The 23902-nt window shown below is 71.7% G+C and carries 23 protein-coding genes; 14 read left to right on the top strand and 9 right to left on the bottom strand.

Annotated features, from left to right (window positions below):
- The first annotated feature begins 22 nt into the window (after positions 1-22).
- Entirely contained in the window at positions 23-1291 is a 1269-nt protein-coding gene (locus tag BM430_RS04400) for a CaiB/BaiF CoA transferase family protein (protein ID WP_210188406.1), read from the top strand.
- Between the two features lie 355 nt (positions 1292-1646).
- Here the strand turns inward: BM430_RS04400 and BM430_RS04395 are convergent, their stop codons facing one another.
- Positions 1647-2732: an SDR family oxidoreductase gene (locus BM430_RS04395; RefSeq protein WP_093565784.1), complete on the bottom strand. Its 1086-nt coding sequence runs from the start codon at positions 2730-2732 to the stop codon at positions 1647-1649.
- A gap of 121 nt (positions 2733-2853) precedes the next feature.
- On the opposite strand from BM430_RS04395, the gene BM430_RS04390 reads away from it, so the two are divergent.
- From BM430_RS04390 to BM430_RS04345, 10 genes are all read left to right on the top strand, one after another.
- Positions 2854-3993: an ABC transporter substrate-binding protein gene (locus tag BM430_RS04390; protein WP_093565783.1), complete on the top strand. Its 1140-nt coding sequence runs from the start codon at positions 2854-2856 to the stop codon at positions 3991-3993.
- Complete coding sequence (locus BM430_RS04385) at positions 3977-4759, top strand: ABC transporter ATP-binding protein (RefSeq protein WP_244539313.1); 783 nt, start codon at positions 3977-3979, stop codon at positions 4757-4759. Before BM430_RS04390 ends, BM430_RS04385 begins: the two co-directional genes overlap by 17 nt.
- Positions 4756-5496 carry an ABC transporter ATP-binding protein gene (locus BM430_RS04380; RefSeq protein ID WP_093565779.1) on the top strand — a complete coding sequence of 247 codons (741 nt, stop codon included), beginning with the start codon at positions 4756-4758 and terminating at the stop codon, positions 5494-5496. The genes BM430_RS04385 and BM430_RS04380 overlap by 4 nt, the downstream gene beginning before the upstream one ends.
- Positions 5493-6362 carry a branched-chain amino acid ABC transporter permease gene (locus BM430_RS04375; protein ID WP_093565776.1) on the top strand — a complete coding sequence of 290 codons (870 nt, stop codon included), beginning with the start codon at positions 5493-5495 and terminating at the stop codon, positions 6360-6362. Before BM430_RS04380 ends, BM430_RS04375 begins: the two co-directional genes overlap by 4 nt.
- Entirely contained in the window at positions 6359-7411 is a 1053-nt protein-coding gene (locus BM430_RS04370) for a branched-chain amino acid ABC transporter permease (protein WP_093565775.1), read from the top strand. Before BM430_RS04375 ends, BM430_RS04370 begins: the two co-directional genes overlap by 4 nt.
- A gap of 144 nt (positions 7412-7555) precedes the next feature.
- The gene (locus tag BM430_RS04365; protein WP_093565773.1) at positions 7556-8425 is read left to right on the top strand and encodes a MaoC/PaaZ C-terminal domain-containing protein; all 870 of its coding nucleotides are present in this window, start codon (positions 7556-7558) and stop codon (positions 8423-8425) included.
- 2 nt (positions 8426-8427) lie between these two features.
- Positions 8428-9198: an enoyl-CoA hydratase/isomerase family protein gene (locus BM430_RS04360; protein WP_093565772.1), complete on the top strand. Its 771-nt coding sequence runs from the start codon at positions 8428-8430 to the stop codon at positions 9196-9198.
- A gap of 1 nt (position 9199) precedes the next feature.
- On the top strand, positions 9200-10252 hold the full coding sequence (locus BM430_RS04355) for an acyl-CoA dehydrogenase family protein (protein ID WP_093565771.1): 1053 nt from the start codon (positions 9200-9202) through the stop codon (positions 10250-10252).
- 11 nt (positions 10253-10263) lie between these two features.
- Positions 10264-11409 carry an acyl-CoA dehydrogenase family protein gene (locus BM430_RS04350; protein ID WP_093565769.1) on the top strand — a complete coding sequence of 382 codons (1146 nt, stop codon included), beginning with the start codon at positions 10264-10266 and terminating at the stop codon, positions 11407-11409.
- Between the two features lie 14 nt (positions 11410-11423).
- Positions 11424-12212, top strand: coding sequence for a crotonase/enoyl-CoA hydratase family protein (locus BM430_RS04345; protein ID WP_093565767.1), 789 nt, complete (start codon positions 11424-11426; stop codon positions 12210-12212).
- A 237-nt stretch (positions 12213-12449) separates the two neighbouring features.
- Here BM430_RS04345 and BM430_RS04340 read toward each other — a convergent pair whose 3' ends face one another.
- The 7 genes from BM430_RS04340 to BM430_RS04310 all read right to left on the bottom strand — a co-directional run bounded on the left by BM430_RS04340 (position 12450) and on the right by BM430_RS04310 (position 20128).
- Positions 12450-13202, bottom strand: a complete 753-nt coding sequence (locus BM430_RS04340; protein WP_244539312.1) for an ABC transporter ATP-binding protein — start codon at positions 13200-13202, stop codon at positions 12450-12452.
- Positions 13195-14916 carry a branched-chain amino acid ABC transporter ATP-binding protein/permease gene (locus BM430_RS04335; RefSeq protein WP_280142262.1) on the bottom strand — a complete coding sequence of 574 codons (1722 nt, stop codon included), beginning with the start codon at positions 14914-14916 and terminating at the stop codon, positions 13195-13197. The genes BM430_RS04340 and BM430_RS04335 overlap by 8 nt, the downstream gene beginning before the upstream one ends.
- A gap of 70 nt (positions 14917-14986) precedes the next feature.
- Positions 14987-15820, bottom strand: a complete 834-nt coding sequence (locus BM430_RS04330; RefSeq protein ID WP_093565761.1) for a branched-chain amino acid ABC transporter permease — start codon at positions 15818-15820, stop codon at positions 14987-14989.
- Between the two features lie 294 nt (positions 15821-16114).
- Complete coding sequence (locus BM430_RS04325; RefSeq protein ID WP_244539327.1) at positions 16115-17230, bottom strand: substrate-binding protein; 1116 nt, start codon at positions 17228-17230, stop codon at positions 16115-16117.
- A gap of 71 nt (positions 17231-17301) precedes the next feature.
- A complete protein-coding gene (locus BM430_RS04320) occupies positions 17302-18147 on the bottom strand; it encodes a nitrilase family protein (protein ID WP_093565755.1) in 846 nt (281 codons plus the stop codon).
- Positions 18148-18320: 173 nt separating this feature from the next.
- Positions 18321-18947 carry an ANTAR domain-containing response regulator gene (locus tag BM430_RS04315; protein ID WP_093565753.1) on the bottom strand — a complete coding sequence of 209 codons (627 nt, stop codon included), beginning with the start codon at positions 18945-18947 and terminating at the stop codon, positions 18321-18323.
- The gene (locus tag BM430_RS04310) at positions 18944-20128 is read right to left on the bottom strand and encodes a transporter substrate-binding domain-containing protein (RefSeq protein ID WP_093565751.1); all 1185 of its coding nucleotides are present in this window, start codon (positions 20126-20128) and stop codon (positions 18944-18946) included. Before BM430_RS04310 ends, BM430_RS04315 begins: the two co-directional genes overlap by 4 nt.
- Positions 20129-20373: 245 nt before the next feature.
- Between BM430_RS04310 and BM430_RS04305 the strand changes: the two genes are divergently transcribed.
- On the top strand, positions 20374-21615 hold the full coding sequence (locus BM430_RS04305) for an NAD(P)/FAD-dependent oxidoreductase (protein ID WP_093565997.1): 1242 nt from the start codon (positions 20374-20376) through the stop codon (positions 21613-21615).
- A 27-nt stretch (positions 21616-21642) separates the two neighbouring features.
- Here BM430_RS04305 and BM430_RS04300 read toward each other — a convergent pair whose 3' ends face one another.
- Entirely contained in the window at positions 21643-22170 is a 528-nt protein-coding gene (locus BM430_RS04300; RefSeq protein ID WP_093565749.1) for a MarR family winged helix-turn-helix transcriptional regulator, read from the bottom strand.
- Between the two features lie 135 nt (positions 22171-22305).
- Here BM430_RS04300 and BM430_RS04295 point away from each other — a divergent pair, with 135 nt between their 5' ends.
- Together BM430_RS04295 and BM430_RS04290 are read left to right on the top strand one after the other, a co-directional pair.
- Positions 22306-23547, top strand: coding sequence for a cytochrome P450 (locus tag BM430_RS04295; protein ID WP_093565748.1), 1242 nt, complete (start codon positions 22306-22308; stop codon positions 23545-23547).
- A gap of 13 nt (positions 23548-23560) precedes the next feature.
- Positions 23561-23884, top strand: a complete 324-nt coding sequence (locus BM430_RS04290) for a 2Fe-2S iron-sulfur cluster-binding protein (RefSeq protein WP_093565746.1) — start codon at positions 23561-23563, stop codon at positions 23882-23884.
- Positions 23885-23902: the final 18 nt, after the last annotated feature.

Below are 23902 nucleotides of genomic sequence, written 5' to 3'. Positions count from 1 at the left end.
GAACGGGAGGAGCGCAGGCGTGGTGGGCGCGGATCCAACACGGGCGGCTTCAGGCGAGGCGGCTGACACGCCCCGAGGCCCGCTCCACGGGCTGACGGTCCTCGATCTCTCCCGCGTGCTCGCCGGCCCCTGGGCGTCGCAGATCCTCGGCGATCTCGGGGCCGAGGTCTGGAAGATCGAGCGGCCGGAGACGGGCGACGACACGCGGCTGTGGGGCCCGCCCTTCGTCCAGGGGCCGGACGGGCCGTCGGATGCTGCCTACTACCTCTGTGCCAACCGCAACAAGCGCAGCGTCGCGATCGATTTCGGCGACCCGGAGGGCGCCGCCCTGGTGCGGCGGCTGGCCGAGCGGGCGGACATCGTGGTCGAGAACTTCAAGACTGGAGCGCTCGCCCGCTACGGCCTCGACTACGCCTCGCTCTCAGGCACCAATCCGGGCCTGATCTACTGTTCGGTGACGGGGTTCGGCCAGACCGGCCCCTACGCGTCGCGGGGCGGCTACGACTTCCTGATCCAGGGCATGAGCGGCCTGATGAGCGTCACCGGCCGGCCCGACGACGAGCCGGGCGCCGGCCCGATCAAGGTCGGGCTGCCGGTGAGCGACCTCTTCACCGGCCTCTACGCCGCGACCGCGATCCTCGCCGCGCTCCACCACCGCACGGCGACCGGCGAGGGCCAGCACATCGACTGCGCCCTCCTCGACAGCCAGGTCGCGGTCCTGGTCAACCAGGGCATGAACCACATCGTCGGCGGGCTCACCCCCGGCCGGCTCGGCAACTCGCACCCGAACGTGGTGCCCTACCGCGAGTTCCAGACCGCGGACGGCTACGTGCTCGTCGCCTGCGGCAATGACGGGCAGTTCCGCAGCCTGTGCGGTCTTCTCAACCTTCCTGAGCTCGCCGCCGACCCGCGCTTTCGCGACAATGTCGGGCGCCTGCGCGACCGCAAGGAGCTGGAGGCGACGTTGGGTGCCGCGATCCGGCAATGGACCTCGGCCGCGTTCTTCGCCGCCATGGAGGCGGGGGGCGTGCCGGGTGGGCCGATCAACCGCATCGACCAGATCCTCGCCGACCCGCAGGTGGCGGCCCGCGGCCTGCTCAAGCGCATGGAGCGCTCGGACGGCACGCCCGTCACGGTGATCGGCTATCCGAGCCGGCTGTCGCGCACGCCCGCCACCTACCGGATCGCCCCGCAGACCCTCGGCGAGGCCACCGGGGAGGTGCTGGCGTCGCTCGGGGTGGATGAGGCGGAGCGGGCGCGATTGCGGGAGAAGGGGGTCATTCGTGGGTGATGTCCTCCCGTCTCGGCTCCGCGAGCCTGTTCGCAGCACTCCTCAAGACGAGTGTAGCGCGGGATCCCCTCTCCAGGCGATACCGGGCTTGCCCAGTATCGCTGCAAGGTGTGGGAGAGGGGTAGGGGTGAGGGTGACACGTTTCAGGATCAAGCACTGGACGTTGAGCTGCCAGCACGACGCTCAGTGTTTCACACTGAAGCGTGTCACCCTCACCCCCGGCCCCTCTCCCACACCTTGCAGTGATACCAGGCAAGCCTGGTATCGCCTGGAGAGGGGGGATCCCGCGCCCCTTCCTTTAGCGAGACGACCCGGTCGTTCCCTTTGGGAAGGGCGACCGGGCCGTCTGTCGATGTCAGCCCGGCACCCCCGGCAACACCCGCCGCTCCTGGAGGTCCGCCAGCCACCAGGCCAGCGACGCCTCGGTGTCGATGCACTCCCCGAACCCCGCCTGCCGGATCTTGATCGTGCTGAGCAGCGACGCGGTCGAGTGGGTTCGGGAGACGGCGAAATCGGCGAATTGCCACGAGGCGCCGACCAGCCGGTCGAGGGACAGGGGCCGCAGGCCGTGGCGCGCGACGATGCCCTGCCAGGTAGCGGCCCGGCCCGGCATGATGCGGGACAACGGCATCGGATGCGGCAGCCCGACCTCCATGCCGAAAGCCCGGGCGATCACCGGCCAGAGATTCTCCCAGGTGAAGACGTCGCCGTTCGTCACGTTGAAGGTCTGGTTCTCGGCGGCTTGCGTGCGACCGGCCCAGGCGATGGCGCGAGCGAGCAGGCGGGCATCCGTCGCCTCGGTGACCCGGGTGCCGGTCCCCGGATAGACCAGCGGAAGCCCGAGTTCCCGGCTGATCGCCGCGTAGGCGCCCACGGCCGCGACCATGTTCATGGCGCTGCCCTCCGCGAAGCCGAACACCACCTGCGGCCGGAGGATCGTGAAGCTCCACCCCTTCCCGGCCTGCCGGTCGGCCAGAAAATCCTCCTGCGCCCAGTAGAAGTTCGGATGGATGTGGCGCGGCGCGCTCTCCCGGGCCGGGACCGGAGCCTGGCCGAGATGGACCCCGTAGGCCTTGGCGCCCTGGAGCAGGGCGACGTGGCGCAGGCCCGGATTCTGCGGCTCGACCGCATCGAGGAGGTTGACCAGCATCGCCAGGTTGGTGGCGATCTGGTCGTCGTCGAGCCAGCCGCCGGTGAGGTCCGGCTTCTCGTAGAGCGCCGCATAGACCACGTGGGTGAGGGTGCGGATCTCGGACAGCCGCGCCCGGCTTTGCGCGGCATCCGAAAGATCGACCGCGACATGCGCCGCCCCCGTCGCCGGCTCGGACGGGCGTCGCGACAGGGCGATCACCTCCCACCCCGCGCTCAAGTAATGGTCGATCACGGCCCGCCCGACCAGCCCGCCGGCGCCCGCAACCAGCACCGTTCCTGTTTGTCCCATAACGTCCTCCGCGCTGCGAATGTGATTATATACAGATAGACGGCACCAAAAAACAATGTTATAACTTGGAAAATGAGCAAGCAACGCCAAAAATACTTACTCAAATCTGGGAGGAACGAACGTGCTTTCGAGACGCAGCGTTCTCGCCGGGCTCGCCGCGGCCCCGCTCGTGCCGGCCCTCGCCCGGGCGGCGGACCCGATCAAGGTCGGGCTCATCATCCCGCTGAGCGGCGGCGCCGGACGGCAGGGGCAGGACGTCACCCATGCGGTCCAGGCCATGGCGGCGCTGATCAACGAGGGCGGCGGGGTGCTCGGCCGGCCGGTCGAGATCCTGGTGCGCGACGACGAGAGCACGCCGGCGATCGGCGTCGCCAAGGCCAACGAACTGGCGGCGGCCGGCGTCGCGGTGGTGCTGGAGGGCTGGAACAGCCCGGTGACGCTGGCGATGCAGTCGGTGCTCGCGCGGGCCGGCATCCTCGACATCACGATGATCTCGAAGGCCGACGCGATCCTGGCCAGCGCCTCGAACCCGCTGGCGATCCGCCTCAACAGCGCCAACGTGCAGGATGCGGCGATCATCGCGCAGTATCTCGGCAATAAGACCAAAAAGGCCCGCATCGTCTTCGTCACCGAGAACGACGCCTACGGCAACGGTGCCCAGCAGGGGATCGAGGCCGAGTTCAAGAAGGCCGCCCTCGATTACACCATCGTCCAGACGCTCAAGTTTCCGTTCCCGCAGACCGATTTCCGGGTCGAGATCACCAGCATCCGGGATGCCAAGCCGGATTACGTCATCAGCATCAACGCCAACGAGGGCGCCGGGCTGCCGGCCTTCCTGCAGCAATACGCGCAAGGGCAGGTCGGCGCGCCGGTGATCTGCACCGTCGGCACGGTGGGCCCGAGCGTGATCGAGACCACCGGCAAGGCGGCGAACGGGCTCCACAGCGCCGACATCTACTTTCCCGAGACCGAGCCCTTCGCCAGCAACCCGGAGAACAAGCGCTTCGTCGCGCAGATGCAGAAGCAGTTCAAGACCGAGCCGGACAAGTTCATGGCGCTCGGTGCCGCCTCGCTCGAGGTCTGGGCCAAGGCGGCGACGAAGGCCGGCACCCTCGACCGCAAGGCGGTCGCGGGCGCGATCCGCGGCCAGGAGATCCCCGGCACGATCTTCGGCACCGTGCGCTTCGAGCCCAACGGCCAGATGCAGCACCGGCACTTCGTGTTCACGGTCAAGGATGGCAAGATTGTCGTCGAGAGCTGACACGCCGCCGGTGCTGGCCGTCGAGGACCTGTCGGTCCGCTTCGGCGGGTTCCAGGCCCTGAAGGCGATGTCGTGGTCCGTCGCCGCCGGGCGGATCCTCGGCATCATCGGACCGAACGGGGCCGGCAAGAGCACCTGCTTCATGGCGGCCACCAACATGGTGTCGCATGGCGGGCGCATCCGGCTCGACGGGGCGGACGTGACGGACAGGCCGGCCCACGCGCTGCCCCGGGCGGGCCTGCGCCGCACCTTCCAGCAGAACGCGTTCTTCGGCGGGATGACCGTCCTGGAGAACATGGCGGCGGCCCTGATCGAGAGCCGTCCGAGCCCGCTCGCCCAATCGGTGTTCCTGCCCTGGATCGAGGCACGGCGGCGCCGTGCGATCGACGCGCAGGCGCGGGCCCATCTGCTGGCCTACCACGTGCCCGAGGGCGTCCACGGGCGGCTGCCGGGCGAGCTCTCCTACGGCACGCAGCGCATGCTCTCGATCGCGCTGGCCGCCGCCCCCGGCGCCCGGGTCGTGCTGCTCGACGAGCCGGCGGCGGGCCTCGGTGGTCCGGACATGATCGCGCTGCGGGGCGTGCTGGAGCGCATGCGCGACGATCGTCTCGCGGTGGTGCTGATCGAGCATCACATGGATCTCGTGATGGCCATCGCCGACGAGGTCGTCGTCCTCGAACTCGGGCAGCCGATCGCAAACGGCCGGCCGGCCGAGATCCAGGCCGATCCGCGCGTGCTCGCGGCCTATCTCGGGAGGGCGGCGTGAGCGCGCGGCTCGAGATCGCCGGCCTGCACGTCGCCTACGGCCAGGCCGAGGCGGTCGCGGTCGAGCGCCTGGTCGTCGAGCCCGGCACGCTCGCCGGGGTGATCGGCGCCAACGGCGCCGGCAAGTCGACGCTGATCAACGCGGTCGCGAACTGGTCGCGGGCCGAGCCGCGGATCGCCGGCTCCGTCCGGCTCGACGGCGAGGAGCTGGCCGGGCTCTCGGCGGAAGCGCGCGTGCGCCGCGGCCTCCAGCTCGTGCCGGAGGGGCGCGGCGTGTTCCTCGGCCTCTCCGTCGAGGAGAACCTGAAGGCGGTGGCGCGGCCGGGCGGGGCCCAGGGCGGCAAAGGCGGGCGCTCCTACGCCGTCGAGGACGTCTACGCCCTCTTCCCGCGCCTGCGCGAGCGCCGGGCGAACCTCGCCGGCTCGCTGTCGGGCGGCGAGCGCCAGATGCTGGCGGTCGGCCGGGCGCTCCGCATGGCCCCAAAACTCCTCCTCCTCGACGAGCCCTCGATCGGGCTCGCGCCGCGCCTCGTCGCGACGCTGCTCGCCACCATCCGCGAGCTGGTCGAGGGCGGGCTGACGGTGCTGCTCGTCGAGCAGAACGTGCACGCGGCGGCCGAGGTCACCGACGTGCTGCACCTCCTGGAGCGCGGCCGCGTGGTCGCCGCCGGCCCGGTGGCGGAGATGCGGAACGACCCGCGCATCGTCGAGGCCTATCTCGGAGCGAGCCACGGATGAACGTCGCCCAGCAACTCGTCAACGGCGTCATCATCGGCCACGCCTACGCGCTCGTCGCGGTCGGCTGGACGCTGCTCCTCGGCGCCGCGCGGCTGGTGAATTTCGGCCACGGCCAGATGTACATGATCGGCGCCTTCGTGGCCTGGTGGGTCATGGCGGCGACCGGCCTGCCCTATCCGGCCGCGGTCCTGGCCGCGGTGATGCTCGGAGCCGTCCTCGGCGCGGTGATGCAGCGCCTGTTCCTGCGGCTCACCCTCTCGCAGGACCTCGTCAGCCTGATGATCGTCACTCTCGGCTTCGGCCAGGCGCTCGAAGGGGCGGCCGGCCTCGCCTTCGGTCCGAAGCCCCAGACCCTGGCGAGCCCGTTCCAGGAGATGAGCGTCCATCTCGGACCGGTCTGGTTCACGGTGCAGGACGCGATCCTGGTGGGAGCCACGATCCTGGTCTTCGCCGTCCTCTACCTGGCGCTCCACCGCTCCTGGCTCGGCGCCGCGGTCCGGATGGTGGCGGAGGACCCGCGGCTGACGGCACTCGGGGGCCTGCGGGTCTCGCGCATCTACATGGGCATCTTCGCCTTCGAGGGCGCGGCGGTCGCCTTCGCGGCGGCGCTCGTCGCGCCGCGCACGCCGATCCTGACCTCGATGGGCTTCGACCAGGTGGTGATGACCTTCGTGGTGGTGGTGCTCGGCGGCATCGGCAGCGTGCTCGGCAGCTACGTCGCCGGGCTCGGCATCGGCCTGTTCACCGCGCTGTTCGGCGCCCTCGTCTCGCCGGCCTACACCACGGCGGCGGTCTTCGCGCTCCTCATCGCCGCGATGGTGCTGCGGCCGGGCGCGCTCTCGGCCTCGGGGAGCTTCGCCCGATGACCCACCCCATCCTGCGCCTCGCCCTCGCGGCCCTGCTCGCCGTCGCGGGCTTCCTGCTCCCGGGGCTGCTCGGCGCCTCGACGCTGGTCTACGACACGCTGGTGGCGATCGCGATCTTCGCCGCGATGTCCTACGGGCTCGACGTGATCCTGTCGGATCTCGGCGAGATCAGCCTCGTCCACACCGCCTTCTTCGCCACCGGCGCCTACGCGGCGGCGATCCTCACCGTCACCTACGGGTTCGGCGCCTGGACGGCGCTCGCCGGGGCGGTGCTGGCGGCCTTGTGCCTCGCCCTGGTGCTCGGGGTGATCACCCTGCGCACCCGGGAATTCGCGTTCTCGCTCGTCACCTACGCGGCGGCGGTGGTGTGCATGAACATCGCATCCAACTGGGACTTTCTCGGCGGCTCGGACGGCATCGTGGGCATCCCGCCCCTTGACCTGTCGATCGGTCCGGTCGAGCTGACGGCCGGGCGCAGCGTCGAGTTCTGGCCCTTCGCCTACGCCCTGCTGCTCCTCACCCTCTACGTCGTCCACCGCTTCCGGCGCTCGCGCCTCGGCCAAGCGGCGCTGATGGTGCACATGAACCCGCGGCTCGCCACGATGTGCGGCCTCGACGGCAACCGCATCCGGTTGCAGGTTTTTTTGCTCTCGGCGGTGATCAGCGCCGCGGCCGGCTGGCTCTACGCGTTCCAGCGCGCCTATGTCGGCACCGACCTGTTCGACACCTACTTCCTCGTGCTGATGCTGACCGGGGTGATCCTCGCCGGGCGGCGCATCCTGCTCGGGCCGCTCCTCGGCGTGGCGTTGCTCCTGTCCCAGAAGAGTTTTGCCTCGCTCGGCGCCTACGGCGACAAGCTGGTGCTCGGGGTGGTGCTGGTCGCGGTGTTGTGCCTGTGCCCGAAAGGCCTGGCGAGCCTGTGGCCGCGGCGGCGGGCGGCAGATTCTTTCGACGAATCGAATGTCTCCGACAATTCAAAGTCGAGCGCGGTTCCCCTCTCCCGTGTGGGAGAGGGGTCAGGGGTGAGGGTGGCTCGGGTTCCGCAATGATCCGGAACCGTCGAGCTGCGCGGCTCAACGGTCTTAGCCTTCTGCGGAAGCGTGTCACCCTCACCCCTACCCCTCTCCCACTCGGGAGAGGGGATCCCGCGCTTCATCCGTATTGGAACAGATCTAGCGGACACGTCTCAACCCATGCCCTTCACCTACGATTCCCTGATGCGCCACCACATCCCGGAGGTGCGCCAGCGCCTCACGCGGCGCGACAGCGTGCTCTACGCGCTCTCGATCGGGTTCGGGCAGGACCCGCTCGATACCCACCAGCTCGACTTCGTCGACGGCCACCGGCCGCTCAAGGCGGTGCCGACGATGTCGGTGGTGCTGGGTCACCCCGGCTTCTGGATGGCCGATCCGGCGACCGGCATCGACGTGGTCCGGGTCGTCCACGGCGAGCAGCGCATCGCCATGCACCGGCCGCTCCCGGTCGAGGGCGAGATCGTCGGCACCACCCGCATCACCGGGCTCGTCGACAAGGGCGAAGGGCGGGGCGCGCTGGTCTACTCGGAGAAGGAGGTGCGCGACGGCGAGGGCACGCTGCTCGCGACGACGCGCAGCACCACCTTCCTGCGCGGCGACGGCGGCTTCGGCGGCCCCTCCGGCCCGGTGGCGGAGCCGCACGCCCTGCCCCAGAACCCGCCCGACACGGTCGTCGAGATGCCGACCCGGCCCGAGCAGGCGCTCTATTACCGGCTCAACGGCGACGACAACCCGCTCCACGCCGATCCCGACGTGGCGGCGCGGGCCGGCTTCCCGCGCCCGATCCTGCACGGGTTGTGCACGCTCGGGATCGTCGGCCACGCCCTGCTGCGGGTGCTCGGCGACTACGAGCCCGGCCGCTTCCGCGAGTTCGCCCTGCGCTTCTCCGCGCCGGTCTACCCGGGCGAGACCGTCCAGGTGGAGATCTGGCGCGACGGCTCGTTCCGAGCGCGCGTGGCGGAGCGCGACGTCGTGGTGATCAACAACGGGCGCGCGGTGTTCGCGGGCGCGGACCGGGTGGAGGCGTGAGCATGACAGATCACCCCGTGCTGCTGGAGCGCCGCGACGGCGCGGTCGCGATCCTGACGCTCAACGAGTTGGCCAAGCGCAACGCGCTCACCCCGGCGATCCGGGTGGCGCTCGCCGAGGCGATCGAGCGCATCGAGCGCGATTCGGCGATCCGGGCGGTCGTGCTCACCGGCGGGACGCAGGTGTTCAGCGCCGGCGGCGACCTCACGGCGATGCAGGCCGACGGGCTCGCCGGCGGGCGCGACCGGTTCCGGCTGCTCCACGCCATCGTCCGGGCGATCGTGAAATCGGGAAAACCCTATATCGCGGCGGTCGAGGGCTGGGCCGCCGGCGCCGGCTTCAGCTTCGCCCTCCTCTGCGACACGATCGTGGCCGCCGAGGGCGCGCGCTTCGTCGCCTCGTTCCCGAAGGTCGGGCTCGTGGCCGATGCCGGCCTGCTCCACACCCTGCCGGCCCGGGTCGGCCAGGGCCGCGCGCGCCAGATCCTGCTCCAGGCCAATCCTGTCGGCGCCCGCGACGGCCTCGCCATGGGCCTCGTCGACGAGGTCGTGCCGGATGGCGCCGCCCTCGACCGGGCGCTGGCGCTCGCCCGCACCTACGAGGGGCTGGCGCCGCTCTCGACCGCGATGGCCAAGGAGTGGCTGGCGCGCGGGATCGACGAGGTGCTCGACTGGGAGCGCAGCGCCCAGGCCGCCCTGTTCCAGACCGCCGACCACCACGAGGGCAAGACCGCCTTCCTCGAGAAGCGCCGGCCCGCCTTCCAGGGACGCTGACATGACGGATTCTCACACGGACGATGCCGGCGCGAGCTTGCGCGAGACCGCCGACCGCCTGCTCGCCGACCGCCTCACCCCGCAGGCCCGCGCAGCGGTGGCCGCGGGCCAGTGGCCCGAGGACCTGTGGACGCTCCTTCACGAGAACGGCCTGCCGGCCGCGATCCTGCCCGAGGCGGCCGGCGGGTTCGGGGTGCCGGTCGCCGACGCCCTGTCGCTCCTGACGGTGGCCGGCGCGCACGCCCTGCCGCTGCCGCTCGCCGACACGATGCTGGCCGGCCTCCTCCTGTCCCGCGCCGGCATGGAAATCCCGGCCGGGCCGCTCGCGGTCGCGCAAGGATCGGAGGTCAGGCTCGACGCGGCCGGCCGGGTGAGCGGGCACGCCTGGGGCGTCGCGTTCGGCCGCCACGCCCGGGCGGTCGTGGTCCTGGCCGAGGGCCCGGGCGGGCCGGTCCTCGTCGCGCTGCCGCGGGATCAGCTCACGGTCGAGCCGGGCACCGACATCGCCGGCGATCCGAGCGACGCCCTGCGCGTCGAATCGGTCGCCGCGGACGGCGCCCCGGCTCCCTTCGGTGCGGCCGAGTTGCGGGCGGCGGGCGCCGCGACCCGCGCCCTGATGATCGCCGGGGCGCTCAGCGCCGTCAGCGCCATGACCGTGGCATATGCTTGCGAGCGCCGGCAGTTCGGCCGCGCCATCGGCCAGTTCCAGGCCGTGCAGCAGAACCTCGCCGTGCTCGCCGGCCAGGCGGCCTCGGCGGCGGCGGCGGCCGATCTCGCGGCGGAGGCGGTGGCGGCCTGGGGATCGGGGCTATTGCCGGCGGTCGCGGCCGCCAAGATCCGTACCGGCGAGGCGGCGGGCCAGGGCGCCGCCATCGCCCACCAGATCCACGGCGCGATCGGCTTCACGGCGGAGCACCGGCTGCACCACTTCACCGGCCGCCTGCGGGCCTGGCGCGACGCGTTCGGACGCGAGGCCGAGTGGGCGCAGAGGCTCGGCCGCCACCTGATCGCCGCCGGCCCGGACGGGCTGTGGCCCGCGATCACGGCCGCCTGAGGACTCGTCCCATGTCGCAATTCACCTTCCCGCCGCCCTCCCCCGCGGCGGAGGCGTTCCGCGCCGAGGTCCGGGCCTTCCTGGCGAGCGCGCTGAAGGACCGCGCCCCGATCGACCGGGCCCAGAGCTGGAACGGCCTCGACCCCGCCTTCTCGCGCAGGCTCGGGGAGCAGGGCTGGCTCGGGCTGACCTGGCCGAAGCAGTATGGCGGGCAGGAGCGCTCGGCGCTCGAACGCTACGTGCTGCTCGAGGAGCTGCTCGCCGCCGGCGCGCCGGTCGGCGCGCACTGGATCGCCGAGCGCCAGAGCGGCCCGAGCCTGCTCCGCTACGGCACCGAGGCCCAGAAGGCCGCGATCCTGCCCCGGATCGCCGCCGGCGAGTGCTTCTTCTGCATCGGCATGAGCGAGCCCGATTCCGGCTCCGACCTCGCCTCGGTCCGCACCAAGGCGGTGCGGGAGGGCGGTGGCTGGCGGGTCAACGGCACCAAGCTGTGGACCACCAACGCCACCCATTGCCACCTCATGATCCTGTTCTGCCGCACCGGGCCGCTCGACCGCGAGCACCGCCACGCCGGCACGAGCCAGTTCGTCGTCGACCTGACCCTGCCGGGCATCACGATCCGGCCGGTGCGCAACCTCGTCGGCGAGCATCATTTCAATGAAGTGGTATTCGAGGACGTCCTCCTCCCCGAGGATGCGCTGCTCGGGCGCGAGGGCGAGGGCTGGGCGCAGGTGACCGGCGAACTCGCCTATGAGCGCAGCGGGCCGGAGCGCTTCCTGTCCTCGTTCTGGCTCCTCGTCGAATTGGTGCGGGCGCTCCAGCCGGCGTCCGATGCGCGGGCCGAGATCGCCCTCGGGCGGCTCGGCGCGCAGCTGATCACGTTGCGGCGCATGTCGCGCTCGGTGGCGGGCCTGCTCCAGGCCGGGGCCGATCCGGCGTTGGAGGCCGCGATGGTCAAGGATCTCGGGGCGCTCGTCGAGCAGGAGATCCCCGAGATCGCCCGCGACCTCGTCGCCGAGGGGCCGCCGACGCCGGAAGCCTGCGCTTTCGCGGAGGTGCTGGCCTATACCAGCTTGCACGCACCGTCCTTCTCGCTGCGCGGCGGCACGCGCGAGATCCTGCGCGGCATCATCGCCCGCGGACTTGGACTCAGATGATCGGGAGACCAACCATGACCGACGCGGTGCTCTACGAGCAGGAGGGCGGGATCGTCACGCTGACGCTCAACCGGCCGGAGACGCGCAACCCGATCTCGGAACGCGACGTGGTCGACGGGCTCGTCGGGGCGCTCGGACGGATCGGCGCCGACCCGTCGGTGCGGGTGGCGATCCTGACGGGGGCAGGCAGTGCGTTCTCGTCCGGCGGCGACCTGCGGGCGATGCAGACCGCGCTGGAGGAGCGCGCCCGGGACCCCCACGCCACGATGGCCTACTACACGCAAGGCATCCAGCGCATCCCGCTCGCCTTCGAGGCCCTCGACGTGCCGGTGATCGCCGCCGTCAACGGCCCGGCGATCGGCGCGGGCACCGACCTCGCCTGCATGTGCGACCTGCGCATCGCCGCCGACACGGCGCGCTTCGCCGAGAGCTTCGTCAAGATCGGCATCATCCCGGGCGACGGCGGCGCCTGGCTGCTGCCGCGGGTCGTCGGCTGGTCGAAGGCCTGCGAGATGGCGCTCACCGGCGACGCGATCTCGGCCGCGGAGGCGCTCGCCTGCGGGCTCGTCTCGCAGGTGGTGCCGGGACCCGAGCTGATGGCGGCGAGCCGGCGGCTCGCCGAGCGCATCGCCGTCAACCCGCCCCAGGCGGTCCGGGCGACGAAGCGCCTGTTGCGCGAAGGGCGCTTCGCGACCCTGCCCTCGCTGCTGCAGCTCTCGGCCACGGCGCAGGCGATCGCGCACACCAGCGAGGAGCACCGCGAGGCGCTCGCCCGCGCGCTGGCGCGGACGTCGAAGGGCTGAAGCGCGCGGGGGGTCCCGAGGCGCGAAGGCCTCCGAGCCTGTTCGTTACAGCTCTCAAATCCTCCGTGTCATCCCGGGCTCTCGGCTTCGCCGAGCCCCGGGATGACGAGGAGGGTGGCAACACTGTCCGTCAAGTCGAACAAGCTCTCATGCCATCCCCGCTTGATCTGTTCCCGCGCTCAGTCTTTGTCTGACTGGATCAAGCAAAAACTGTATCATACGCCCCGACAGCCCCCGTCACACGCTCAGGTGCCGCAGGATCCGCGCCCGCGCCTCCCCGTCGACGTTCCCCTCGTCTTCGATCTCGCCGAGCTTGAGCGCGGCCCAGCGATTGGCGACCCGGAGTGCGAAATCGAGGTTCTGCTCGACGATCAGCATCGTGGTGCCGTAGGCGATCCGCTCGGCCGCGAGGGCGGCGGCGATGCGGTCGACGACCGAGGGCTGGAGGCCCTCGGAAATCTCGTCGATGAGGAGCAGGCGCGGGCGCAGCATCAGGGCGCGGGCGAGGATGAGCATCTTCTGCTCGCCGCCCGACAGGGTGCCGGCGCGCTGCGACAGCCGCTCCTTCAGGAACGGGAAGTGGCCGAAGACGCACTCCAGGGCTTCCGGCAGGAGCCGGTCCGAGGCCAGCGCCAGGCGCAGGTTGTCGCGGATCGAGAGGTCCTGGAACAGCGGCTGCTCCTGGGGGGCGTAGCCGACGCCGAGAGACACGAGCTTTCCGGGACTGAGCCCGGCGATCGCGCGCCCGTCGATCGCGACCGAGCCCGACCGGAGCGAGACCAGCCCCAGGATCGTCTTCAGGAGCGTCGTCTTGCCCATGCCGTTCTTGCCGAGCAGCGCGACGCTCTCGCCCGGCTGGATCGCGAGCGAGACGCCCTTCACGATCGCGACGGCGCCGTAGCCGCTCGACACGCGATCGAGGACGAGGCTCGCGCCCCTGACCGCGGACGCGGCCCCGGTCGTGCCTGCGTCGCTCATGACGTTATGCATGGCCGCCTCCCGCGTAGATGGTCCGCACCAGCGCCGAACCGACGACTTCGTCCACCGTGCCGTCGAGCACCAGCCGGCCCTGGTGCAGCACCACGATGCGCGAGGAGATCTCGCGCACGAAGTCGAGGTCGTGCTCGACCAGCACCACGGCGATGCCGAGATCATGGGCGAGACCCTTGAGCACCGTGCCGATGGTGGTGCGCTCGGCCTTGGTCAGGCCGGCGGTCGGCTCGTCGAGGAGGACGAGGCGCGGCTCCAGGGCCACCACCATCGCGAGTTCGAGCGCCTGCTTCTGGCCGTGCGAGAGCAGGCGGGCGGGCTCGGCGAGGTGCGCGTCGAGCCCGGTCATCCGTAGGATGTCGAGCACCGCCTGCGGCAGGGCCAGGGTCTCGGCCCGGGCGAGCGGGCTCAGGGACGCGCGGGAGGCGCGGGCGAGCCGCAGGCAATCCGCGACGGACAGGCTCTCGAACACGCTCGCGACCTGGAACTTGCGCCCGACGCCGAGGGCGACGATGCGGTTCGGGGTCAGTCCCGTGGTCGGGACGCCGCCGACCGCGATGGCGCCGCGGAACGGCTCGGTGCCGTCGCTCAGGCAGCGCATCAGCGTCGTCTTGCCGGCGCCGTTCGGCCCGACGAGGCTGACGAGCTCGCCCGCCCGGATGGCGAGGTCGATGCTCTCCAGCACCGTCAGGCTGCCGTAGGATTTGGCGAGGCCCTGGACGGTGAGGAGCGGCGCGTCGCTGCGCGGCGCGGCGCGCGAGAGCTCCGCGCGCAGGCGCGGCGCGACGGCCCGCCGCCGCCCGGCGGGCAGCGCGCCCCAGGCGCGGCGGGCGAGCTCCGCGAGGCCCCCGGGGAGCAGGATGATGATCGCGACGAAGGCCGTGCCGAGGAGGAGCTGCCACAGGAAGGGCAGGTCGCCCGAGAGGTTGGCGGCGAGGTAGTCGATCGCGATGGTGCCGAGCACCGGCCCGATCAGCGTGCCGCGTCCGCCGAGAGCCACCCAGATCACCAGCTCGGTGCCGAACAGGAAGCCGGCATTCTCCGGCGCCACGACGCCCGAGGCGTTGGCGAAGGCGAAGCCGGCGAGGCCCGCGACGCCCGCCAGCACAGCGGTGAGGCCGATCTGCCACCGCCGGGGATGGAGGCCGAGATAGGCGCAGCGCGCCTCGTTGTCCCGCAGGGCCACCAGCATGCGCCCGGCATCCGAGCGCACCAGGATCCAGGCCGCCAGGGTGACGGCGACGAGGAGGAGGGCGGCCAACCGGAAGTACCCCTCGATCTCGAGCGGCAGCACGTCGAAGCCGACGAGCCCGCTGCTGGAGCCGGTCCGCTCGCCGCCGGAATAGATCGCCTGCACCACCACGATCGGCACGACGAGGGAGATCACCGAGGCGTAGAGCGCCGTCGAGCGGTGGTAGAAGGACAGCCAGCCGACCGCGAGGCCGAGCAGCATCGGTGCGGCGACCGCGATCAGGACCGCGAGCGCCATCCAGTGCGGCGCCGCTCCGTGAGCCGAGAGCAGCATCGCGGTCGCGTAGGCGCCGATGCCGAAGAACGCGGCCTGGCCGAAGGTCAGGATGCCGGCGAAGCCCCACAGCAAATCGACCGTGACGGCGAGCACCGCGTAGATCATCGAGCGGGTCAGCACGTTGACCGCGAAGGTGTCGAGGACGAGCGGGGCGAGCCAGAGCGCGGTTGCGGCGAGGATCGCCACGACGAGCGGGGCGGCCCGGGCGAGGCGGGGGCGCTCGCGGGTAAGGGCGGGCGTGGCGGCCGTGACGGTCTCAGGCACGCGAGAATCCTTTCGGGCTGATGCGCAGCACGAGGGCGGCCAGCACCGCGACCGCGATGCTGCCGAGCACCGGGCTGACGAAGGTGCTGACCAGCACCTGCGCCGCCCCGAAGACGAGGCAGGCGGCGGCGAGCGCGAGGAACGAGGCGTCGGCGACCATCACCAGCATGAAGGCGCCGATCAGCCAGCTGACACCCATGGTGGGATCGACGCTGGTCAGCGGCGTGAGGAGCACGCCCGCGAGCGCCGCGAGGCCGGCCCCGATCATGAAGACGACGAGGCGCACCCGGGTGGTGTCGAGGCCCAGGCTCCGCGCCAGCGCCTCGTTCATGATGACGGCGCGAGCCGAGAGCCCGAGCCGCGTGCGCTCGATCACGAGCGCGAACCCCGTCCCGATGACGAGGGCGGCCAGCAGCGCGACGAGGCGGTAGGCGGAGTAGCCGGTGCCCAGCACGTCGACGGTGCCCGACACGAGGTTCGGGGTGAGCTGGACGTCGCGCCCGAAGGCGAGGGTGATCAGCTGGCCGACGACGATGCCGAGGCCCCAGGTCGCCAGGATCGCGTCGAGGGGCCGGCGGTAGAGCGGGCGGATGATGAACAGCTCGGCCAGGCCCCCGAGGGCGGCGCCGACCGCGAAGGCGAGCGGCAGCGCGGCCCACGGGTTCAGCCCGAGCTTGCCCGCCACAACGGCGCAGTAGGCGCCGATGGTGAGCCAGGCGCCATGGGCGAAGTTGATGATCTTCAAGACGCCGAAGACCGCGAGGAGCCCGATCGCGACCACGAACAGGATCGCGGCGGTGGTCAGGATGTCGAGGAGGAGCAGCATCGTGCTTGTCCGAATGGAGGCGAACGGCGATCGGCCGGGCACTGGTCGCGCCGGCTGTATCGGTCTGGGGCGGCCGCCCGGATTCATACCCTCCGTCGTCATCCCGGGGCCGCGCAGCGGAACCCGGGATCCATAGCCGCTAAGGTTCCAGGATGAAGCGGAACGCGATCCGCTTCGTTCTCAAACGCCAGCGGTTATGGATCCCGAGTTCTCGCCTCCGGCGAGCCCCGGGATGACGCGGAGAGCTATTGAAGTCGGCGCGGGATCAATCCGCGCAGCCGAAAAATCTGGATCTCAATCCAGCTTCGGGCATTGCTCGCCCGGATCGACGTCCTTGAAGGTCCCGACGACCTTGACGCCGCCGTCCTTCTGGACCTGGCCGAGATACATCGTCAGCGGCGCGTGGTGCTGCTTGCTCATGCCGATCGTGCCGCGCGGGCCGGTGACGGTGACGGTCGGCAGGGCCGCCAGAACCTTGGCGGTCTCGGTGCCGCCGGCCTTCTCGACCGCGGCCTTGTAGAGGTAGATCGCCTCGTACTCGGGCACGGACAGGTCGTTGGGCGTGCGCAGGGACGAGCCGAACTTCTTCTCCATCGCCGCGAGGAACGCCTTGTTCTGCGGGCTGTCGATACCGGTGACGTAGGAGGCCGAGAGGTAGATTCCCTCCGCGTCCGCCCCCATGCTCTTCGCCGTGCCCTCGTCGACCGCGAGGTTGGCGTAGGGCAGCGTCACGCCCGCGCCGCGCAGCTGCTTCGTCAGCGTCACGTTCGGGGCGCCGCCGGCCGTCGAGGTGACGAGCGCGTCGGGCTTGGCCTCCTTCAGCTTGGAGATGATCGCGGTCCAGTCGCTGCCGTCCATCGGCAGGTATTCCTCGCCGACGACCTTGCCACCGGTCTTCTCGATGTATGCGCGGGTGAAGGCGAGCATGCCGCGGCCGAAGGCGTAGTCGCTGCCGACCAGGAAATAGGTCTTGGCGCCCTTGTCCTTGAAGGCGTCGATCACCGGCGGCACCTGCTGCTCGGGCACCCAGCCGTTGACGAACAGGTTCTTGTTGCAGGACCGGCCCTCGTAGAACGAGGTGTAGATGTAGGGCACGCGGCCCTTGGTGACGGCGGGCAGGCCGGCGTTGCGGGCCGCGCTCGTCTCCATCGCGATGATGACATCGACCTTCTTCTGGTAGATCAGCGAATCGAACGCCTTCTGGGCGCCGGCGGCGCCCGAGGCGTCGTCCGCGACCTCGAGGGCGAGCTTGCGGCCGAGCACGCCGCCGGCGGCGTTGATCTCCTCCACCGCCAGCTCCGCCGCCTGCACGACGGAGGGCGCGACGACGCTGTTGGCCCCCGACAGGCCGACCGGCACGCCGATGACGATAGGCTTCTCGGCCGCGAGGACCGGCGCGGCGGTGAGCATGAGCGCGGCGAGCGCGCCGGTGAACGAACGGGTCTGCATGGTGCGGGCTCCTCTGGACGGGAATTCTGGCGTCAGGCGTAGAGGTCGGTGCGGCGGTCGCCGAGGACGGAGTTGAACTCGTTGAGGTCCTTGTGGCCCGCCTCGGCGAGGTCGATCACCGCCGAGACCGTCTCGGGGGCCTCGCGGCTCGCCGGGCCGGCGAGGGTCCAGCCCTTCGGGCCGATGATCAGGCTCTGGCCCTCGAAGGGCTGGCCGCGCTCGACCCCGACCCGGTCGGCGCAGGCGATGAAGATTCCGTTCGAGTGGGCGGCGGCCCGGTGCAGGGTGTTGGCCATCGCGGCCTCGCCCGCGGGCTGGTTCGGCATCGGCACCCAGTTGGTCGGGATGCAGACGATCTCGGCGCCGGCGAGCGCCAGCTGCCGGAAGGTCTCGGGAAACCAGCCGTCGTAGCAGATCGCGATGCCGACCTTGCCGAGGGCCGTCTCGAAGACTGGGAATCCGAGATCTCCTTTGCGGAAGAACAGGTTCTCCCGGTGCCAGAGATGCGCCTTGCGGTAGGTGCCGATATAGCCGTCGGGCCCGGTGATCAGCGCCGAGTTGTAGAGCGCATCCCCTGCCCTCTCGGCGATTCCCGCCACGATGTGGATGCCGAGCTCGGCGGCCAACGCCCCCCAGGCGCGGGTGGTCGGGCCGTCCGGCACGGCTTCCGCGAGGGCGGAGGCCTCGTCGGCGGTCTCGAACACGTAGCCGGTGCTGGCGAGCTCCGGCAGCACCACGAGCCGGCTGCCCTCGCGGGCGGCGGTGCGGACGAGGTCCGAGGCGCGGGCGATGTTCTCCGCCACCGCGCCGAATTTGGGCTCGAACTGGATGCAGGAGACCCTGAGTGGTGGGCGAGCGGGATCGTTCGCTTGGATCATGGTCGCTCCAAAACGCAAAAAGCCCCTGGACGCGGAAAGACTTTCCGCAGACCAGAGGCTTCGAAGCCGGGATGTGATGCAGCACGGAGCTGCTGGGCAACCTTGCCCGTACCCCTACGATACTCACGGAAGAGGCGGCCGCAAGACCATAAATGGGGCAGGCGCTGCCCGGATCAGGTCTTCTCCGCCAAGGCGATGCGCAGGCCGAGCCCGCTCATCGCCTCGTGCGCCGCCACCACGCTCTCGGCGACGCTCGCCATCGGCACCCGCGCGGCGGTGGCGCGGTCGCGCAGCAGGCGATAGGCCGCGTCCTCGTCGATGCGGTTGAGGTCGACGAGCAGGCGCACCGCCCGCTCGACGCTGCGGCGCCCCTTCATGGTCTCCTCGAGGCGGACGATCTTGCTCGCGAGCCGGCCCTCGTAGCCGCGCCGGTAGCGGGCGAGGACGAACTGGGTCAGCACTCCGCGCGGCCGCAGCGGCTTCGTCAGCACGCCGTGGGCGTTGACGTCGACGATGGCCTTGAGCGAGGTCGGGCTCTCGTAGGCCACGATGGCGACGACCGCCGGCTGCGCCTCCTCGATGGCCGGAAGCAGGTGGCGGAACTCGCCGTCGTCGAGCTGGATGAACAGCGTGTCGATGTCCGGCGGCAGGGCCGCCGGCGGCGGCCAGGCGAGCGCGACCTCGCAGCCGAGGCGGCGGAGCTGGTCGACCAGCGAGGCGCCCTCCTCGTCGCGCGGATGGACCACCAGCGCCCGGGCGCGGCGCAGGTCGTCGAGGAGCTTGCGGGCCGGCGCGCTCATGCGGCGGACCCTTCCTCGAGGGCGTTCAGCTCGAAGCGCGTCCAGGCGAGGTAGGGGTCGGGCCGCACCGGCCGGCGGGCGCGCCAGACCACGTCGAACTGGCCGTCGGCGCGCGCGATTCCGATGCCGGGGGTGAGCCAGATGTGGCGGGTCTCGCCGTCGAAGGCGAGCTCGCCCTCCGGCGCCAGGTAGCGGCTGCGCAGGGCCGCCGCGCTCAGGCGCTCGGCGTCGAGGCTGCCGGCCTCCGCGAGGGCGCGAGCGAAGAGGTGGACCTGCGCGTAGGCCGTCTCCGACCACATGCTGGTCGGCCGGTCCGGCCCGAACCGCGCCTGGAAGGCGGACACGAAGCGGCGGTTCTCCTCGCCGTCGAGGCTGCCGAAATAGGACGAGGCCAGCACGTGGCCGGTGCAGGCCTCGGGGCCGATCGCCTGGATCTGCCCTTCCGCCAGGGTGAGGCTCGCGATCGGGCAGCGGGCGCGGTCGATCCCGGCCGCCGCATAGGCGCGGTAGAGCCGCTCCGCGCCCCGGCCGACCACGGTGGAGAACACCGCGTCCGGCGAGACGCTGCGGATCTCCGCGACCATGCGTTCATGCGCCGCCTCGTCGGCGTCGAGGGGGGCGTAGACCTCGCCCAGGATCGTGCCGCCCTTGCTCTCGATCAGGTCGCGCATCACCCGGTTCGACTCGCGCGGATAGATGTAGTCCGAGCCGACCATGAAGATCCGCGGCCCGTATTCCTGCATCAGGAAGTCGGCCAGAGCGAAGACGTTCTGGTTCAGGGTGGCGCCGGTATAGACGACGTTCTCGGAATACTCGAACCCCTCGTAGATCGACGGGTACCAGAGCAAGCCGTTATGGCGCTCCATGGTGGAGAGTACGGCCTTGCGGCTGGCCGAGAGCGAGCAACCGAACACCACCTCGACCCCGTCCTCGGCGAGCATCCGCCGGGCGAGGTCGCGGTAGGCGTCCCGGTCGCCGGCTGGATCGTAGCAGACCGGCTCGATCGCGCGCCCGAGCACGCCGCCGGCCCGGTTGATCTCCTCGATCGCCAGCGCGGTGCCGAGGAAGTGCTCGGTCTCGGTGATGCCGCTCACCCCGCTGCGGGAAAACAGCACCCCGACGCGCCAGGTCGCCTTGCCGGTGCTCGCCTTGTCCGTGTTCGCCTTGCCCGTGCCCACCATCCGTCGCCCGCCGCCCCGTGCCGGACCGACGTCCTAGCCGAGGGACGGGGCGGCTGGGAAGCGAGCGCCGTCCCGGTGCGGCGAGAGACCTCGACGACGCGTGGCCGGTCTCCCTGCCGCCGACGACTGGAATTTACGTTGCCTAAGCAACTAAATCGTTGCTTAGGCAACGCAGCTATGCGAGTCTCCGATCAGAGAGCGAACCATCGCCCGGAACGGAGGAAACGATGCGCGAGGCGCGAAGCATGAGCGCGGGCGGACCCATCGTCGTCGTCGGGGCCGGCCAGGCCGGCTTCCAGGCCGCCGCGTCGCTGCGCGAGGCGGGCTTCGACGGATCGCTGACGATCGTCGGCGACGAGCCGGCCGCGCCCTACCAGCGCCCTCCCCTCTCCAAGGCCTACCTCTCCGGCAAGGCGACGCCCGAGACCCTGGCGTTGCGGCCCGCGCAGTTCTATGCCGACCACCGCATCGCGCTGCGGCTCGGCGCCCGGGCCGCCGCCCTGGACCCGGCCGCCCGGCAGGTCGCGCTCGCGACGGGCGAGCGCCTCCCCTACGACCACCTGATCCTCGCCACGGGGGCCCGCAACCGGCCGCTGCCGCTGCCGGGAGCGGACCTCACGGGACTCCACCAGCTCCGCACCCTGGCGGAGGCGGACGCCCTGCGGCAGCGCCTCGACGGCGTCGCCCGCATCGTCGTGGTCGGCGCGGGCTTCATCGGCCTCGAATTCGCCGCCGCGGCGGCGGCGCGCGGGATCGGCGTCACGGTGGTCGAGGCCGGCGACCGGGTGATGGCGCGGGCGGTGTCCCCGGCCATCTCGGCGTTCTTCCGGGCGGCGCACGAGGCGGCGGGGATCCGGTTCGTGTTCGGCACGGGCGTGACGCGCCTCGTGGGGGCGGAGAGTCGGGTCACCGCGGTCGAGACGGCCGACGGCCGCTCGCTCCCGGCGGATCTGGTCCTCGTCGGCATCGGCATCGTGCCGAACGTCGACCTCGCGGCCGCGGCAGGCCTGCCGGTCGCCGACGGCGTCGTGGTCGACCGCGCGCTGCTCACCGCCGATCCCTCGATCTCGGCGATCGGCGACTGCGCCGTCTTCCCGAGTTCCTTCGCCGGCGACGCGCCGACGCGGATCGAATCGGTCCAGAACGCCGTCGACCAGGCCCGCTGCGTCGCGGCCCGCCTCACCGGACGGGCGGTGCCCTACGGGGCCCTGCCCTGGTTCTGGAGCGACCAGGGCCGCTGGAAGCTGCAGATCGCCGGCCTCGCCGCGCCGGACGACCGGGCGCTGACGCGCGGTGATCCGGCGACCGGCGCGTTCTCGGTCTTCCGCTACCGGCAGGACCGGCTCGTCGCCGTCGAATCGGTGAACCGGCCGGCTGACCACATGATCGCCCGGCGGCTGATCGCCGAGGGCCGGCCGCTGGCGCCCGACCGGGCCGCCGACCCCGCCTTCGACCTGCGGGCGCTGGTCAGGCCGGCGGCGGCCTGACGTCCGGCGTCGTTCCCCCCATCCCGCTCACCCCCGGCCCTTCCGCTTCGAGGGTCCGGACGTCGTTACGGCAGGCAGGTTCGCGTGCAGGCGGTTCAGAAGATCGATCAGGGTGTCGCGCTGCTCCGGCGTCAGGCAGCCGAGCAGGCGCTGCTCCCGCTCCAGCGCCACGACGATGATCTCGTCGTGCAGCGCCTCGCCCCGCGGCGTCAGGCGGATCAGGCGCCGGCGGGCGTCGTCCGGGTCCTCGGCCGTGGCGACGAGATCGCGCGTCTCCATCGAGGCCAGGGTCCGGCTCACCGGCCCCTTGTCGAACCCGATCACCTGGCAGATGCGCGCCGCCGGGATGCCGGGCTCGATGGCGAGCAGCGACATGATCCGCCACTCGGTGACGTTGACGCCGAAACGCCGCTGATAGGTGGCGCTCGCCGAGTGCGACAGCTTGTTGGCGACGAAGGTGAGGAGTGCCGGCACGTAGCGGTCGAGGTCGAGCCGCGATCCGGGCGCCGTGCCCGCCGCCTGGTCGCCCGCCCGTCCTGCTCGACCCGTCGTCATCTCCGCTCCGGCGCGCCGTCCGTGCCCGACCTTATGTCCCGGCCGTCGCACCGCGTCGAGGCGCGCGCCGGAATTCGGTGGGGAGGGGCGCCCCCCGACACGCAGACCCGCAACGGAGCATGAGGAGGATCCGGCATGATCGAGATAGTGCGAAGCTCGGCCTCGTCCGCGCCGCCGGCCGCCGCCCACGGGTCGGGCGCCGCGATCGTCGACGTCGATCCGTTCTCGACCGAGTTCTTCGAGGACCCGCACCGCATCCACGAGGCCCTGCGCGAGGCCGGGCCGGTGGTGTGGCTGCCGCGCTGGGGCGTCCACGCGGTCGCGCGCTACGAGGAGGTGCGGGCCGTGCTGCACGACCCGGCGACCTTCTGCTCCGGCCGCGGCGTCGGCTTGAGCGACTTCGCCAAGGAGACGCCCTGGCGGCCGCAGAGCCTGATCCTGGAGGCCGACCCGCCGGCACACGGGCGCACCCGCGCGGTCCTGAACCGGGTCCTGTCGCCGGCGGTGATGAAGACCCTGCGCGAGCGCTTCCAGGCGGCGGCGCACCGGCTGGTGGACGAACTCCTCGCCCGCCGCGAGATCGACGCGGTCGCCGACCTCGCCGAGGCGTTTCCCCTCGCGGTCTTCCCCGATGCGGTCGGCCTGCGCGAGGACGGGCGCGAGCACCTGCTGCCCTATGCGGGCCTCGCCTTCAACGCTTTCGGGCCGCCCAACGCGCTGCGCGCGCGCGCCTTCGAGACGGCGGCGCCCCACGTCGCCTGGGTCATGGAGCAGTGCCGGCGCGAGAACCTCAAGGCCGGCGGCTTCGGCGCGGCGATCCACGCGGCGGCCGATGCCGGCGCCATCACCCACGACGAGGCGCCGCTCCTGGTGCGCTCGCTCCTGACGGCGGGCCTGGACACCACGGTGAACAGCATCGGGGCCGCGATCTACTGCCTCGCCCGCTTCCCCGAGGCCTGGGCGGCGCTCCGGGCGGACCCGGGCCTCGCCCGCGCGGCGTTCGAGGAGGCAGTGCGCTTCGAGAGCCCGGTCCAGACCTTCTTCCGCACCACCACCCGGATCGTCGAGATCGGCGGGGCCACCCTCGACGAGGGCTCCAAGGTGCTGATGTTCCTCGGCGCCGCGAACCGCGACCCGCGCCGCTGGGAGGCACCGGATCGCTACGTCCCGACCCGGTCCACGGTCGGCCATGTCGGGTTCGGCTCGGGCATCCACATGTGCGTCGGCCAGCTGCTCGGCCGCCTCGAAGGCGAGGTGATCCTCTCGGCGCTGGCCGCCAGGGTGGAGGCGATCACGATCACCGGACCGGCCGTGCGCCGCTACAACAACACCCTGCGCGGGCTCGAGCGCCTGCCCGTCACCCTGACCGCCGCCTGAGGGACGACACGCCATGCCCACGATCATCGTCATCCGCCCCGACGGCGCGCGCCGGGACCTCGCGGTCGCGGCGGGCGCGAGCCTGATGCAGGGCGCGACCGCGCAAGGCCTCGACGGCATCGTCGCCGAGTGCGGCGGCAACGCGATGTGCGCCACCTGCCACGTCTACGTCGACGAGGCCTGGGCGGGGCGCCTGCCGCCCCTGTCGGAGGACGAGGACGCGCTCCTCGACGGCGCCGCCGCCGAGCGCCGGCCGACGAGCCGGCTGTCCTGCCAGATCATCGCCACGGGTGCGCTCGACGGGCTCGTGGTGCACCTGCCCGACCGTCAGGTCTGAGCAGCGACAAAAGACGAT

This window comes from Methylobacterium sp. 174MFSha1.1 (assembly GCF_900116815.1).
Classification (GTDB): domain Bacteria; phylum Pseudomonadota; class Alphaproteobacteria; order Rhizobiales; family Beijerinckiaceae; genus Methylobacterium.
The sequence above is the reverse complement of the archived record's forward strand: the minus strand, read 5'-3'. Positions and strand labels throughout refer to the sequence as shown.